The sequence below is a fragment of the Streptomyces sp. P9(2023) genome (assembly GCF_032436795.1).
Classification (GTDB): Bacteria; Actinomycetota; Actinomycetes; order Streptomycetales; family Streptomycetaceae; genus Streptomyces.
This window is the reverse complement of sequence record NZ_JAUPWM010000001.1, coordinates 517,544-531,835: the sequence shown is the minus strand read 5'-3', so window position 1 is coordinate 531,835 and position 14,292 is coordinate 517,544. Positions and strand designations below refer to the sequence as shown.

The 14,292-nt window shown below is 71.5% G+C and carries 14 protein-coding genes and 1 pseudogene; 4 read left to right on the top strand and 11 right to left on the bottom strand.

Annotation, left to right across the window (positions count from 1 at the left end):
* Positions 1-45 precede the first annotated feature (45 nt).
* Together Q5762_RS02400 and Q5762_RS02395 are read right to left on the bottom strand one after the other, a co-directional pair.
* Complete coding sequence (locus tag Q5762_RS02400; RefSeq protein WP_315890189.1) at positions 46-1,047, bottom strand: GNAT family N-acetyltransferase; 1,002 nt, start codon at positions 1,045-1,047, stop codon at positions 46-48.
* A gap of 68 nt (positions 1,048-1,115) precedes the next feature.
* A complete protein-coding gene (locus Q5762_RS02395; protein ID WP_315890188.1) occupies positions 1,116-1,661 on the bottom strand; it encodes a carboxymuconolactone decarboxylase family protein in 546 nt (181 codons plus the stop codon).
* Positions 1,662-1,741: 80 nt separating this feature from the next.
* On the opposite strand from Q5762_RS02395, the gene Q5762_RS02390 reads away from it, so the two are divergent.
* The gene (locus Q5762_RS02390; RefSeq protein WP_315890187.1) at positions 1,742-4,660 is read left to right on the top strand and encodes a BTAD domain-containing putative transcriptional regulator; all 2,919 of its coding nucleotides are present in this window, start codon (positions 1,742-1,744) and stop codon (positions 4,658-4,660) included.
* Between the two features lie 87 nt (positions 4,661-4,747).
* On the opposite strand, the gene Q5762_RS02385 is transcribed toward Q5762_RS02390, so the two are convergent.
* Together Q5762_RS02385 and Q5762_RS02380 are read right to left on the bottom strand one after the other, a co-directional pair.
* On the bottom strand, positions 4,748-5,911 hold the full coding sequence (locus Q5762_RS02385) for an agmatine deiminase family protein (RefSeq protein WP_315890186.1): 1,164 nt from the start codon (positions 5,909-5,911) through the stop codon (positions 4,748-4,750).
* A gap of 233 nt (positions 5,912-6,144) precedes the next feature.
* The gene (locus tag Q5762_RS02380; RefSeq protein ID WP_315890185.1) at positions 6,145-6,765 is read right to left on the bottom strand and encodes a TetR/AcrR family transcriptional regulator; all 621 of its coding nucleotides are present in this window, start codon (positions 6,763-6,765) and stop codon (positions 6,145-6,147) included.
* A 115-nt stretch (positions 6,766-6,880) separates the two neighbouring features.
* Here Q5762_RS02380 and Q5762_RS02375 point away from each other — a divergent pair, with 115 nt between their 5' ends.
* From Q5762_RS02375 to Q5762_RS02365, 3 genes are all read left to right on the top strand, one after another.
* Positions 6,881-7,462: a helix-turn-helix domain-containing protein gene (locus Q5762_RS02375; protein ID WP_315890184.1), complete on the top strand. Its 582-nt coding sequence runs from the start codon at positions 6,881-6,883 to the stop codon at positions 7,460-7,462.
* Between the two features lie 139 nt (positions 7,463-7,601).
* A complete protein-coding gene (gene ureA / locus Q5762_RS02370; protein WP_315890183.1) occupies positions 7,602-8,216 on the top strand; it encodes an urease subunit gamma in 615 nt (204 codons plus the stop codon).
* Positions 8,213-9,331, top strand: a complete 1,119-nt coding sequence (locus tag Q5762_RS02365) for an agmatine deiminase family protein (RefSeq protein ID WP_315890182.1) — start codon at positions 8,213-8,215, stop codon at positions 9,329-9,331. Before ureA ends, Q5762_RS02365 begins: the two co-directional genes overlap by 4 nt.
* A gap of 67 nt (positions 9,332-9,398) precedes the next feature.
* Here Q5762_RS02365 and Q5762_RS02360 read toward each other — a convergent pair whose 3' ends face one another.
* The 7 genes and pseudogenes from Q5762_RS02360 to Q5762_RS02325 all read right to left on the bottom strand — a co-directional run bounded on the left by Q5762_RS02360 (position 9,399) and on the right by Q5762_RS02325 (position 13,945).
* A complete protein-coding gene (locus tag Q5762_RS02360) occupies positions 9,399-9,938 on the bottom strand; it encodes a hypothetical protein (protein WP_315890181.1) in 540 nt (179 codons plus the stop codon).
* A 199-nt stretch (positions 9,939-10,137) separates the two neighbouring features.
* Positions 10,138-10,464 (bottom strand): hypothetical protein, encoded by a 327-nt coding sequence (locus tag Q5762_RS02355; protein WP_315890180.1) that lies wholly within the window; start codon positions 10,462-10,464, stop codon positions 10,138-10,140.
* Positions 10,465-10,584: 120 nt separating this feature from the next.
* On the bottom strand, positions 10,585-10,914 hold the full coding sequence (locus Q5762_RS02350) for a helix-turn-helix transcriptional regulator (RefSeq protein WP_315890179.1): 330 nt from the start codon (positions 10,912-10,914) through the stop codon (positions 10,585-10,587).
* Positions 10,915-11,154: 240 nt separating this feature from the next.
* A pseudogene (locus Q5762_RS02345) lies at positions 11,155-12,108 on the bottom strand (MFS transporter); the annotation flags it as partial.
* Positions 12,048-12,185, bottom strand: a complete 138-nt coding sequence (locus Q5762_RS02340; protein ID WP_315890178.1) for a hypothetical protein — start codon at positions 12,183-12,185, stop codon at positions 12,048-12,050. The pseudogene Q5762_RS02345 and the gene Q5762_RS02340, both read right to left, overlap by 61 nt.
* Positions 12,186-12,373: 188 nt before the next feature.
* Positions 12,374-12,958, bottom strand: a complete 585-nt coding sequence (locus tag Q5762_RS02330) for a helix-turn-helix domain-containing protein (protein WP_315890177.1) — start codon at positions 12,956-12,958, stop codon at positions 12,374-12,376.
* A 90-nt stretch (positions 12,959-13,048) separates the two neighbouring features.
* Positions 13,049-13,945 carry an SDR family NAD(P)-dependent oxidoreductase gene (locus Q5762_RS02325; protein WP_315890176.1) on the bottom strand — a complete coding sequence of 299 codons (897 nt, stop codon included), beginning with the start codon at positions 13,943-13,945 and terminating at the stop codon, positions 13,049-13,051.
* Between the last annotated feature and the right edge of the window lie 347 nt (positions 13,946-14,292).

Here is a 14,292-nt window from a genome sequence, read left to right as displayed (position 1 = left end):
AGGGGCCGTGCTCCTTGGACAGGGAAATGAGTGCGGGAACGGGGATCAGGCGGCGGGCACGTCGAGCTGGAACTCGCGCGTGCGCCGGTAGGAGCGGAACCCCAGTTGGTGGTTGACGGCCAGCATGTGGACGTTGTCGTCGGCGTTGTCCGTCTCGATCTCGACGACACCGGCGTGCTCGGCGCGCAGCCGCCGCACCATGGCGGCCTTGACCCACAACCCCAGCCCGTGGCCGCGGTGTCCGGGCACGACCGCCGTGTCGTACTGCTGGGCGCGCGGCGCCGCGCCCCGGGGGAGCAGGATCTCGGTGTAGCCGGCCATGGTGCCGTCGTCGTGGACGGCGGCGATGGTCAGCAGGGTGTCCCCGCGGTCGGCGACCACCTTGCCCATGGCGCGGACGCGGTCGGCGTCCCAGGCCACGTTGCCGTAGTCCAGGTCTCCGACGGGCATGTCGTTCATCGCGTTCTTGGCCGCGGCGAAGGCGTCGGCGAGGTCGTCGGGCACCGTTCCGGTCCAGCCGGTCAGCCGGTAGCCGGGGTGCTCGGCGTCGGCGATCCGGCGCAGACCGGCCGCGTCCATCTCGTCGAAGCGCAGCATGAGGTGATCCAGGGTCAGTGCCCTGCGGAAGCCCGACCGTTCGCTGAAGGCCTCGCCCGGGCTGTCGGCCGCGGCCGCGACGATCAGGCTGCGCCGGCCCTCGGCGCGGCAGGCTGCCACGACCGCCGACAGCAGGCGGGAGCCGGTGCCCAGGCGGCGGTGCGCGGGGTCGACGTGGAGTTCCAGTTCGGCCAGGTGTTCCTGGCCCGCGGAGGTGAACAGCCGCAGGCCGGCGACGCCGACCGGGACGCCGTCCGCACCGGTGGCCAGCCAGGTCAGCCGGCGGCTGCCCAGAGCGGGCTTGGTGAGCTGGGCGTGGATCTGTCCGGGGTCGGGGGTCGGTGAGCCGGGCAGGTCGTGGGCCGTCGAGGCGGCGACCACCTGATGCCACGCGAGGGCCTCGGCGGCCGAAACGTCCTGGAGCGGATTGAGGTGTACTGATGTGGGCACGGTGTTGGCCTTCGTGGTCGAGTCGGTCGTACGTCGGGATGGCGCGAGGGCGTGCACTCGTCGTTCTTTCAGTCGGTGTGCCGCACGAGCGGCCAGTCGATGTCGACACGGGCGGCCGTGGCGAGGTAGTTGGTGAACACGTTGAGGGCGACATGGGCGACGACCTCGACGATCTGCCCGTCGGACAGGCCGGCGCGCCGGGTCGCGGCCAGCAGCTCGTCGGTAACGGTTCCGCGGTCACGGACCATCACGGCGGCCAGATCCAGGACTGCGGCGGCCCAGGGGTCGTCGGCCTTGCCCCGGCGTGCGCGGGTGGCCTCGGCCGTACTCAGCCCGGCCATCTTGGTCCCGCGGAACGCATGTACGGACAGGCAGTAGTCGGACCCGTTCTCCTGCGCCACCAGCAACGCGATGCTCTCGCGCACGTCCGCCGACAGGGTTCCCTCCGCGCTCAGGGCGGTGACGACGCCCACGTAACCCTTCAGTACGGCCGGGCTGTTGGCCATCACCCTGGCCAGGTTGGGGATGACCCCCAGGGCCTGGTGCGTGGCGGTGAACAGAGCGGCGGCTTCACCGCTCGCGATCTCCGGTTCAACGGTGTGGAGTGCTGACATGCCGGTAACCATGCAGGTTGATCTTGATACATTCCCGATGCTTCTTCGATGCACGCGATGGCGACCCCTGGAGTGACGGCATGCGGTTCACGATCCTCGGCCCGGTGGAGGCCGTGGCTCCCGGTTCGGACGCGCCCGGCCTGGCGCCCCGTCATCGCGCGGTGCTCGCCTACCTGTTGCTGCATGCCGGGGTCGTGATCAGTACGGACCGCCTGATCGACGCGATGTGGGGGCCGCTGCCGCCGGATTCCGCCCGCGCGCAGATCCAGACCACGATCGCCGCGATCCGACGGATGCTGCGCGCTTCAGAAGCCGACCGGATGCTGGCCACGCGGCCGGCCGGGTACGTGATCAACCCCGAGCCAGGACAACTCGATCTGGACGAGTTCACCAGCCTGATCGCCAAGGCACCGGCCGTCTCTGACGACCCGGGGGACAGCGCGGACCAGATACGTGCCGCGCTGGCGCTGTGGCGGGGAGAGCCGCTGGCCGACATCACCGCCCATTACGTCCAGAGCGCCAGAGCACGTCTGAACGGGCAGCTGCTGACCGCCGTCGAGCGGCTGGCCGAGCTGGAACTGGCCCGGGGACGGCACGACGACCTCATCGACGAGCTGTCCGCACACGCGGCGGCCAACCCCTTGCGGGAACGGCTCTGCTGCCAGCTGATGCTCGCCCTGCACCGCGCCGGACGCCAGACCGACGCGTTGGACGTGGCAAGAACCTTGCGGGCGACCCTGGCCGAACAGCAGGGACTGGACCCCGGCCACGCGTTCAGCAAGCTCGAACAGGACATCCTGCGGGACGCCCCCGATCTGCGGCCGCCGGTCACCGCGCCGACGAAGCCGCAGGGGAGCAACTTCCTGCCTTACGACGTCCCGGACTTCACCGGACGCGAAGGTGAGCTCGACGGGCTGATCCGCCTGTGGTCGGGCAACAACGGCGGTGTCGTGACGATTTCGGCGATCGACGGGATGGCCGGGGTCGGCAAGACGACGCTCGCGGTCCACGCGGGGCACCGCCTCGCGGACCAGTTCCCGGACGGACAGCTCTTCGTCGACCTGCAGGCGCACACCGCCGGTCAGGCACCGCTCGACGCCGGTGCCGCGCTCGAGATCCTCCTGGGCCAACTCGGCCTGCCCGCCCAGCAGATACCCGCGTCGGTCGCCGATCGCGCGGCGCTGTGGCGGTCCGAACTCTCCGGCCGTCGGGTGCTGGCCGTACTGGACAACGCCCTCGGCGCCGACCAGGTACGCCCGTTGTTGCCCGGGGCCTCCCGCGCCCTCGTCCTGATCACCAGTCGCCGACGGCTGACCGACCTGGACGGGGCCCACGCCCTCTCCCTGGACGTGCTGCCCGCCGCGGACGCCGTGGAGTTGTTCACGGCGATCGTCGGCGAACGGGCGGCCGCCGAACCCCTGGCCGTCCTCGATGTCCTGCAGTTGTGCGGATTCCTGCCGCTGGCCGTCCGCATCGCCGCCGCCCGCCTGCACCATCGCCCCCGGTGGACCGTCGCGTATCTGGCCGACAGGCTCCGCGACCAGCGCCGCAGACTCTCCGAGCTGGCCACCTCGGAGCGAGGAGTGGCAGCGGCGTTCACGCTGTCCTACGAGCAGCTGACTCCGGATCAGCAACGCATGTTCCGGCTCCTGGGGCTCCAACCGGGCCGCGATGTCAGCCCCGAGGCGGCATCGGCGCTGGCCGACCTTCCGCTCGACGAGGCCGAGACGCTCCTGGAAGACCTCCTGGACGCCCACGTCCTGTCCCAGCACCAGCTCGGTCGCTACACCTTCCACGACCTGCTGCGCGAACACGCCCTCGCCACCGCGGCCGCCGAGGAACCCCCCAACGCCCGGCGCGAGGCCCTCGGCCGACTGTTCCACCACTATCTCCACACCGCGAGCACGGCCATCGACCACCTCTACCCCCAGGGCAAGGGCCGCAGGCCACGCATCCCCGCGCCGGACACCCCGGCCTCGTCGCCCCCACAGGACGAGGCCGAGGCGATCACCTGGCTGGACAGCGAACGCGCGAACCTCATGGCGACCGGCCAGTACGCGGCCGAGCACGACTGGCTCCCGCACACCAGCCAACTGGCCGCCACCTTGCACCGCTATCTGCTGGGCCACGCCCACCAGGCCGACGCGCTGGTCCTCAGCGGCCTGGCACTACGAGCCGCTCGCCGGAGCGGCGACACAGCCGCCGAAGCCCGCACGCTCATCGATCTCGGCCAGGTGCACTTCTGGTGGCACGGCGCCTACGAGCAGGCGGCCGAGCACTACCGGCACGCCCTGGACCTTTCGCGGGGGATCGGCGACCAGGGCGCAGCGGCCGGCGCACTGCAGGCCCTCGGCGCCGTCTCCACACGGCGACGGGAATACGACCAGGCCCACGACCACTGCGCGCAGGCCCTCGTACTCTTCCGCGAGCTCGGCGACCGCGGTGGCGAAGCAAGATGCATGACCGACCTCGGCATCGTCCACGAACGCCAAGGACGGTACGAGGACGCCCACGAGCACCACCGGCAAGCGCTGCACGTGCACCGCGAGACGGGATCCCGCATCGGCGAGACCGTCGTGCTGAACAACATCGGGCTGCTGTACCAACGGCAGGGCCGCTACGACGAGGCCCGGCGCCATCACCACCAGGCCCTGGAGCTGAGCCGCAGGTTCGACTTCCCCGGAGACGAGGCCGAGTCTCTCAACGCCCTTGCGGAAGCCGCCCGTTCCATGGGCGACCTCACCCAGGCCGCGACCGAACACGACAGCGCTCTGACCCTCGCCCGCGAGTTCAGCTACCGCCCCGAGCAGGCCCGCGCCCATGACGGCCTGGCGCGCGTCCACCGCGACCTCGGCCGCATCGACCTCGCCCACGACCACGCCCGACAGGCTCTTGACCTCTACACCGCCCTCGCCGTCCCCGAGGCCGACGAGATCCGCACCTTCCTCACCGGGCTGCCGCCGGCCGCGAACGTCGCAAAGTTGTCGGCATCGTCGTGAGGACCACCGGTGGCGGCCGTCGATGCGGGCTCGTGGGATGGTCGCGCTACCCGTGCGGTTCTGACTTGGGGTGTGTGCTCGGCGCGGTCAGGCGGCGGGCTTGCCGGGCTGATCGTGGGTGGCGCAGTGGATTCCGCCGCCGCCCGAGGCGATGGTGTCGATCTGCACCTGGACGATGTCCCGCTGCGGGAAGTGCTCCTGGAGGATGGCCTTCGCCCGCGCGTCGGACTTCCGGTCGCCGAACTTCGGCAGGAACACCGAGTCGTTGGCGACGTAGAAGTTGGCGTACGTGGACAGGAAGTCGTCGCCCTCGCCGGTGATCCGGTCGGGGTCGGGCTGAGACAGGTCGATGATCTCGAAGCGCCGGCCCCGCGCGTCGGTCGCCTTGCCGAGCACCGACCGGGCCTGGTCGGCCGAGCGGGACCAGGAGTCCGGGGGCGTACCGGGGAACGCCTGGTCGAGCAGGACCACGCCGGGCGCGACGAAGCGCACGAGGCTGTCCACGTGCGCGTCCGTGATGTCCTCGCCGCGGACGCCCGCCAGCCAGATCACCTTCTCCATGCCGAGGGTCTCGACGAGCTCGTCCTCGATCTGGTCCCGGCTCTTCCCGCGGTTCCGGTTGTCGTTGACGATCGAGCTCTCGGTGATGAGGAGAGTGCCCTCGCCGTCGGTCTCGAAGGAGCCTCCCTCGGCGACGAGCGGTGCCTGTTCGCGGGGGACGCCGTACTTGGCGAGCAGCTTGCGGCCCACCTGGGCGTCGTTGGTGTGCTCCTGCTTGTTGCCCCAGCCGTTGAAGTTGAAGTCGACTCCGACCACCTCACCGCCCTCCTCGACGAAGACGGGGACGGTGTCGCGGGTCCACAGGTCGTCGACGGCGAGCGGGATGACCTCGACCTGACTGCCGCAGGCCCGCTGGGCCGCCGCCACCTGTTCCGGGCGGGCCATCATCACGACCGCCTCGTACTCCCCGACGGCCCGTGCGATGCGGGCGATGTCCTCCCGTACGTAGGGCAGGTCGTCCTCCCAGACGGAAGCGAGCGCGGGCCAGGACATGAACGTACGGGTGTGGCTCTCCCACTCGGCGCCGAGGCGGCGCTCGCCGTCCGGGGCCGCGGTGCGGGCGGGGGCGGTGGCCGTCCCCCCGGCGGCGGACTGCTGGGGTCCGCAGGCGGTGGCGCCGAGGCCGAGGGCGGCGCCGATTCCGGCGAAGGCGCGCAAGGCGGTACGGCGGGAGGGGAGGAGGTGGGACACAGTGTGCTCCGATCGTGGGCTGGCGAGACTATCCGGCGGCGGCAGGCGGCAGGCGGCAGGCGGCAGGCGGCAGGCGGCAGGCGGATCGCGGTGACGCGGCGCGGGCGAAATCGCGGGCCGTGGCTTCACGCGGGTGGCGGCCGTGGAGACGGCGGAGGCCGGTGGCGTGAGTGGGGGTGGCCGTGGATATCACTGTGACACTGACTGAAGTTTCAGTCAAGCTGCTCGGTGACTCATACGGCTACGACAGTCACGGCGCACGCGGTGCGCGGCTCCAGCGAGCCCAGGTCCAGGCCCTCAACCTCCGCCTCGATCGCGCCCCGCATCAGCTCCGCGGCGTGTCCCGCGGGCACCAGCCCGATGAGCCAGCGGGTGCTGAGGCCCTCCAGGAGGACGGTCAGTCGCTCGGCCGCGCAGACGAGGGCCGGGGCGGGGGCCGTCGGATCGACGCGGCCGAGCAGGTCCGCGATCTCCCGGACCCATTCATGGCTCGCCCGTGCCAGCTCCTCCCGTAGCTCCGGTTCGAAGACGGCACTGGCCCGCAGCTCGCCCCAGGCCGTGCTGTTCTCGCGCACCTCGGGGGTGTCGCGCAGTTCGAGGAGGAGCCTGTGCTGAAGCTCCTGGGCCGGGTCCTCGGCAGCCGCATCCTGCGCTGCGGTGTACCGCTCCGCGCGGTCGCCGATGAAGCGCAGTGTGTGGCGCAGCAGGCCGGCGCGGTCGCCGAAGTGGTAGTAGACGAGGGGCTTGGAGACGTGCGCCTCGGCGGCCAGCTCCTCCACCCGCAGGCCGCGTACCCCGTGGTGGGCGATCACTCGCGCGGCGGCCTTGAGGATCGCCGTCTTTCGGTCCTTCACCTGCACTCCTCTGCTCCTCGGCTGACTCGCATGCACGCACGCATATTGACTGAAACTTCAGTCAACACGCAGTCTGGCCGACGGCGCGGCCGACGATCCGGATAGGGTTCGTGACATGGCATCTCGCAGTACTCAGATCCTGGAAGCGGCAGCCCGGGTGATCGCCCGGCGCGGGGTCCGCGGGCTCCGCGTGGAGGAACTGGCCGAAGAGGCCGGGGTCTCCACCGGTCTGATCTACTACCACTTCAAGGACCGCACCGGCATCCTCCGCCACACGTTGGAGTTCATCAACGACCGCGCCGAGCGGTACACCACGGCGCAGGGCGGCGAGGCGGAGCCGCCGAGCCCCCGCGAGGAGCTCGACCAGGTTCTGCTCCTGGAGCTCCAGGAGACCCCGGAGGTACGGGAGAACAGCACGGCCTGGGGCGAGCTGCGGGCGAGTGCCGTCTTCGATCCCGTCCTGCGCGAGGACCTCGCCCGGGCGACCCTGGTGTGGGTGCAGGAGGTGGCCGCGCTCCTGGGCCAGGTGCAGCCGATGGCGCCGGCGGTCGCGCTCGCCGCGGCGGCCGAACGGCTCACGGCTCTGCTGGAGGGCCTGAGCATGCGCTGGCTGAGTGGCGGCCTCGCGATCGACCACGCGCGCACGCTCATGTCGGAAGCCGTCGAGGTGGAGCTGGCCCGGCTGCGGCAGCCGTAGGTCAGGTTCCGGGAGCGTTCCGGGAGCCCCGCCGCTCTCTCCCCTGCGCAGAGCCACGGTGAGGCGCGCCCCATCTGTTGACTGAAATTTCAGTCAGCGCCACAGTGTGGCCACCATCGCAGGGGAGAAGGAAGCACCCATGCCGCTGACACCCACCGAGCGGGACCGCCTGTTGCTGTTCACCGCCGCCGAACTCGCCCGGGCCCGCCATGCGCGCGGTCTACGGCTCAACGTCGCCGAGGCGACCGCGTTCATCGCGGACACGGTCTGCGAGGCCGCCCGTGACGGGCTCCGCCTGGCCGCCGCGATCGAGCGGGGCCGGTCGGTCCTGAGCCCGGACGACGTGCTGCCCGGCGTCGTCGACGTGGTCACCGAGATCCAGGTCGAGGCCGTCTTCGACGACGGCACCCGGCTCGCCGCCATCGCCGAGCCCTTCGGGGCGGCCCAGGACCGGAACGACGACGCCCCCGGCGCCGTACTGCCCGGCCCGGAGGTCGATCCAGGGCCCGAACCGGTCGTCACGCTCAGAGTGCACAACACGGCCACGGTCCCGGTCAGCGTCACCTCGCACTTCCACTTCTTCGAGGCCAACCCCCGGCTCGACTTCGACCGGGCCGCCGCCTACGGGACGCGGCTTGCGGCCCCGGACTCCGTACCGCGCCCCGGCTGGAACCCGGACCGGATCGCGGCGGCCCGCCAGGAGCTGTCGTCCGCGCAGTCCTCGCAGGAACCCCCACACAGGAGGCAGAAGTGACCCGAGCCCTGAACAGACGAGGTTTCCTGGTCGCGGCCGGAGTGACCGCCGCAGGCGCCGCCCTGGCCACCACCACCCAGGGTTTCGCCCGTGCATCCGCCGCCGCCGGTACGTTCCGCGTCCCGGTCGAGGACGTCCGCCACACCCGTACGTGGATGGCCTGGCCGGACAGCACGTCCATCTGGGGCGGCAAACTGAGCGGAGTCCAGGCGGACATCGCCCTGATCGCCCGTACGGTCGCGAAGTACGAACCTGTCGTCATGTGCGCCAACCCCGGCAGCGCCGCCAAGGCCCGCTCGATGTGCGGCTCGTCGGTCACTGTCATCACGTCCATCCCCGTCGACGACTGCTGGACGCGTGACAGCGGGCCGGTCTTCCGTACCGACGGTGCCGGCGGCCTGGACGCCGTGGGCCTCAACTTCAACGGCTGGGGCAACAAGCAGGCCCACGCCAAGGACGCCCTGGTGGCCGGGCGGATCGCCGCCTGGGTCGGCGTCCCGTTCAGCCGCGCCGACCTGGTGGGCGAGGGAGGCGCGGTGGAGCAGGACGGCGCCGGAACGCTGATGGCCACCCGCAGCAGCCTGGTGAACCGCAACCGGAACCCCGGAATGTCGGAGCGTCAGATCGAGGCGGCGATGTGCGCCGCGTACGGCGCCTCCAAGGTGATCTGGTTCGACGGCGTCCGCGGCCAGGACATCACCGACGACCACGTGGACGCCACGTCCCGCTTCCTGGCCCCGGGGGAGGCGCTGGTCCAGATGCCCCTCGCCACGGACACGGACGCCTATGCCCGAGACGCCCGCCAGCAGTACAGCATCCTGTCCACCCCGACGACCGCCACCGGTCTCCCCATGGACGCGATGCGCCTCCAGGGCCCGGACTACGACAGGATCCGCTCCACCAACCGGGACTTCCTGGCCTCCTACGCCAACTTCTACCTCTGCAACGACGCCGTCATCAGCGCCCACTTCGGCGATACGAAGGCGGACGCGGCGGCGAGGGCGACCCTGGCCCGCCTCTACCCGGACCGCGTCATCGAACAGCTCGACATCGACCGCCTGGGCACGGGCGGCGGCGGCATCCACTGCGTCACCCAGCAGCAGCCCGCCGCGTAGCTCCGTCCGGGCCCTGGTCCGGGCACCGGGCACCGTCACGCCTGACGGTGCCCGGGCCGACCGGTGATCAGTCGTCGTCCCCCGCGCCGGCCAGGGCTGTGGTGATCAGGCGGGTGGCGAAGTCCTGGTCGTCGGTGAGTCTGTTGATGTGCTCCGCGAGCAGGAAGACCGTGGCTTCCAGGGGGTTCATCTCGGTGCTGGTCCAGCTCCCGTACTGCTTGCGCCACAGGCTGGGGCTCAGGCCGGTGCCCGCCGCGATGACCAGGGCCGCCATGGTCGGGATGGCCTCGGGGCGGACGCTCTTGGGCATCGCGCGCAGCATGGCCACGAGGTCGGGCACCACGTACTCGATGACGTCCCTCTCGTGGTCCTCGTACGCCGCACGCAACCAGCTCATGAACATGAAGACGAGCGTGCACGCGCCGTCGAGCACGTCGCGGGCTCCCTTGGGGCCCAGGGACGCGGCGAACTGGTCGACCAACTCCTGCGCTTCGGGGTCGCTCTTGGTTCTGCCGTCGTAGATGGCCTTGAGCCGGGAGTCGATCATCATGAGCGCCGCATCCACGTCGCCGACGGGGGCGTACCGGGGGTCGCAGGGCGATGACACAGATTGCCTCCTCACGTGACCGCGCGGCGGACGGCGCGGCCTGTCCGCCGCACGGTAGACCGCCGAACGGACGGGGGTCCGGCGAATGCAGGAGGGAGGACACCTTCGGGTGGCCGCCCGCCGATTCGACCGTCCCCGGCGGACGAGGGCGCCGGCCCGGTGGGGGTGGCCCGTCGGGCCGGCGCCGATGGGGGTGACGTCAGCAGGCGTCGACCCACTGGTGCGACGAGACCTTGTCGTTGACGAGTTCGCCCTTGCCCGCGCCTTCGCCGAAGAACCTCAGGCCGGAGAGGCCGAGGTCGTGAATGGAGTGGCCCTGGTGGAGGCAGACCCACGAGCCGGTCCAGTCCACGCCGTAGAAGACCTTCACGTCCTCTTCGGGGCCCGGGTATCCGTTGTTCCAGATGTCCGAGACCTTGTTGCGGCAGCCGGCCCAGTTGGCGTTCTCCGTGTCCCACTTGCAGTGGATGCCGCCCGCGTGGGGGTTCTCCCTGGGGTTGGTGCTCGCGGCGGACGCGCCGCGCACGGGGCGTCGGAGTCGCGGCGCCGGGGGCCGGGGACCACGGCTGGAGGAGAGCGACGGTCGTGGCTCCGAGGACGAAGCCGAGCGCCGAGCCTGCCACGGCCCAGACCGTGTGACAGCCGGTCAGGAGGTGACGGCGCGGCGGGGCTCCGTCACCTCCGGGTTCACCTCCTTGAGGCCGGTGCCCTGGACCGGCCCCCGCTGGCTCCGGTCCGCGGCCTCCCACAGATGCCGGAAGTCGGCCGGGTCGCCGTCGAGGGCCTTGCACAGGTCGCGCACCGTCGCCCACGGGGGCACGGTGGTGCCGCGGAAGTACCGGGACAGCGACGAGTCGCTGATGCGCACACTCGTTTCGAGAGAGCGCAGTGTGCATCCCGAGCGCCGCTGGAGGTCGCGCGGCGCACGGCCCAACGCGCGGGCCGGTTCCTCGTCGTCAGGCCGGTCGGCAGCCATGATGGCGTCCTTCTGTTCCGGGCCGCAGATGATGTGCGGTCAACCGGCCCCGCAGGAGGGGCGCATGGTGTTGTAGCAGGTCAGAACGGTCAGAACCCTCGAGCGCGGCGGATCTTGGGGGCAACCGGGACCACTCTCCAGATGGATGTCAGGGCAACCTGTTGACGTAGAGGTCTCGGGGCCTGGGAGCAGAACTGCGGGTTCTGGAAGGGCAGCACCGGCTGACGGCGAGGGGACCGCTCACCGTGACAGCGCGCTCCCCGAGCCCGGCACCTCTTCGCCCGTCCGCGGCGGCGCGATCTCGCGGCGCGGGAGGAGCAGGGGAGTGGCCAGGAGGAGGACCCCGGCGGCCGCGAGCGCGATGCGGGGACCGGTGAGGGCGGCCAGCAGACCCCAGCCGGCGGTCAGGGCCGCGATGGCGGCGCTGCCGCTGACCGACCAGGCGGCAAGGGTGCGGGCGAGCCGGTCGGGGTCGCTGTGGGTGAGCCGGTAGGTGGCAAGGACCGGGTTGAACAGACCGCAGCAGGTCACCAGGCCGAACTGGAGGACCATGATGAGGACGATCCCCGGGACGCCGGGCTGGGCGAAGGCCAGCCCCAGCGGCCAGCACGCGCGCAGCGTTCCGGCGGTGCGGAGCACCCTGTGCCGCCCGAACCGGGTCACGAGCCGGTGCGCGAGACGTGAGCCGACGAGGCCGCCGATGCAGGGGACCGCGAACACGAGACCGTACTGCCAGGGCGCCAAGCCGAGATCGCGCAGCAGGAGGAGGGCGAGCAGCGGCTCGGTGGCCATGATCAGGCCGTTGACCGTGATCGCGTTGAGGAACAGCGGGCGCAGCGTGGGGTGGCCACGGATGTGCCGCCACCCCTCGAACAGATCGCGTCCGCACAGCTTCGGGCCGGTGGGACGTGGCGGTTCCGGTTCCGTCCCGCCGATCGAGCGGACGCCCAGGGCCGAGAGCAGATAGCTGACGGCGTCGGTCAGCACGGTCGCCACCGGGCCGAACCCGAGCGAGGTGCCGTACGTGCTGACGGCGTACGCGGCCCACAACCGCCCGAACCGCGGCCCCAGCTTCCGCCCGCGTGCGGTACTTGCCGTGCGTGCGGTACCTGTCGTACTCCCGCTGTCGGCGTTCACGAGGCGTCCTTGAGGAGGAACCCCGCCGCGCCGGCCCGCAGCGGCCCGTACACGTACGCGTCGATGAGCACCCGGAAACCGCCTCGGAGCAGAGGCTGGTCGTCGGCGACGAGGACCCGGATCGGTTCGGTCACGCGGGCGTCTCCTTCCGGCTCATGGCCATGGTGTGCGCGGGTTCGGCCGGAGGCGGGCCGCTACACGGAATCCGGCGCCGGTGCGGGGACCGGTCGTCGAAGTCCCGCCGTACATCATCACGCGCTCGCGCATCCCCACCGGCCGGTGCCCGCCGCCCCCTCTGTCCGGAACGATCACGCGTGCTCGGCTACGTGGCGTCGGCGCCCGAGCGGGCGCGTACGCCCTCAAGGAGCGTGGTCAGATAGCGGCGGGCGGTCTCGGTGCGGGCGGCGGGAGCGCTGTGGACGTTCGCGGCGTAGGCGACTCCGCACATGAGCGGGACGAGGTCGCCGGAGGTCAGGTCGGGGCGTACGACCCCGGCCGCACGGGCCCGTTCGAACAGGCGGCCGCCGACCGACCGCAGCGTCCCCTTCAGCTCGGTGGTGCGTGCCAGGGCGTCCGTGTGCGCGGCCGTGACCGTGGTCAGGGACGCGTCGGTGACCTGCGCCTCGATCGTGCGGGTCAGAAAGCCGGTGAGCGCGCGCCACGGATCGTCCTCGGTCAGCGCCTGTTCGCCGTGGGCGGTCAGCGCCTCCAGGGCGGGCGTGGCGACGGTCTCCAGGAGCGCCTCGGGGGTGGGGAAGTGACGGTAGACCGTGCCCACGCCCATGCCGGCGCGGCGCGCGACGTCGTTGAGCTGGAGGGGGATGCCCTCGTCGACGAGGTCGCGGGCCACGGCGACGATCCGTTCCCAGTTGCGGGCGGCGTCCTTGCGCAGGGGAGCGGTCGACATGGGAGAAGTCTAACTGGATAGCTCATCCGGCTTGCCGGGGTGACGGGTGCGACGGGCACGCCGGATGAGCCTGCCGCTTCCTCGGTGCCGTCACACGGCCGTGAGCGGTGCGAGGTGCTCGCTGAGGCGGCGCACGGCTTCGGCGACGCGGGGATCCGTCGCCGCGCGGAAGGGGGCGACGGGTTGCGCCCGTGGGCCGACCATGACGCCCGTACGGCCGGTCAGCGAGCCGTCGGTCGCCGCGAAGACCGACGGCCTGGCCGCCACCGACGCCGGACCCGAGGTCGAGCGCTCGAACCTCCGCCGGACCAGCGGCCAGATCAGCCGCAGCCCCGGTGAGACGATCTTCGGGTCGTTCAACGTGCCGTCGGTCATGTCGGTCGCGGCGCCGCCCGGGTCAGCCGCGAAGACCGAGACGCCCGAGCCGTCGAGCCGGTCGGCCAGCTCCAGCGTGTAGGCGAGGTTGGCGAGCTTGGCGCGGCCGTACCAGTGGAAGCCGTAGTAGCCGCCGGGCGGCTCGACCGTGTCGAAGACGCGCTTGGCGACCCCGATCGCGCCCGAAGTGACGTTGACGATCCGGCTCGGCGCGCCGGCTCGCAGCGCGGGCAGCAGGAGTTCGGTCAGGAGGTACGGCGAGAGGTGGTTGACGGCGAAGGTCGCCTCGATCCCGTCGACCGAGTCCCGCCGGTCCGGGAACATCGCCCCGACGTTGTTGACCAGTACCGCCAGTGGGCCGTCGGCGGCGATCCGCTCGGCGAGCGCGCGGACCGCGTCGAGCGAGGCGAGGTCGGTGGCCAGGAACCGGGCCGGGTACGCCGGTGCCGTGGCGTTGATCCGCTCGACCGCGCGGGCGCCGCGCTCGGCGTTCCGTCCGACGACGGTCACCGCGAGCCCGGACGCGGCCAGCCCCAGGGCGGTCTCCAGACCGATTCCGGCTGTTCCCGCCGTGACCACCGCTGTCCGCTTCGGGGTGTCAGTCGCATTCATTCCGTGGGCCGTTCCGTTGATGTGGATAGTTCATCCGCTTGGCGTTCGGGGTGACGATAGCAGATGCGGATGATGTATCCGGTTCGGTGGTGGGGGTGAGCCGCGAAGGCCTGTCGGTGCGTTCCCTACGAGGTGAGCGTCGGCGCCGAGGGCCGCACGCTACGGATCTCGGGGAGGGCCCCCGATGTCTGGATTCACTCCCGATGGCAACGTCCCTCGCCCGTGGCCACGTCGGGGACCGTGCGGACCGGCCGTCAGCTGTGCGGCACGTGTGACGGCTGGGGCACGTGCCGCACCTGTGAGGGCCTGGGCTCTCGTGAACAGCCGGGTGTGCTCGGAGTGTTGCC

Bases quoted from the DNA above. Each gene is read 5' to 3' on its own strand.
- Q5762_RS02390 (WP_315890187.1), top strand. From the start codon at position 1,742: ATGCGGTTCACGATCCTCGGCCCGGTGGAGGCCGTGGCTCCCGGTTCG.
- Q5762_RS02375 (WP_315890184.1), top strand. From the start codon at position 6,881: ATGGCATCTCGCAGTACTCAGATCCTGGAAGCGGCAGCCCGGGTGATC.
- Q5762_RS02350 (WP_315890179.1), bottom strand. From the start codon at position 10,914: ATGGCTGCCGACCGGCCTGACGACGAGGAACCGGCCCGCGCGTTGGGC.
- Q5762_RS02395 (WP_315890188.1), bottom strand. From the start codon at position 1,661: ATGTCAGCACTCCACACCGTTGAACCGGAGATCGCGAGCGGTGAAGCC.
- ureA (WP_315890183.1), top strand. From the start codon at position 7,602: ATGCCGCTGACACCCACCGAGCGGGACCGCCTGTTGCTGTTCACCGCC.
- Q5762_RS02325 (WP_315890176.1), bottom strand. From the start codon at position 13,945: ATGAATGCGACTGACACCCCGAAGCGGACAGCGGTGGTCACGGCGGGA.
- Q5762_RS02330 (WP_315890177.1), bottom strand. From the start codon at position 12,958: ATGTCGACCGCTCCCCTGCGCAAGGACGCCGCCCGCAACTGGGAACGG.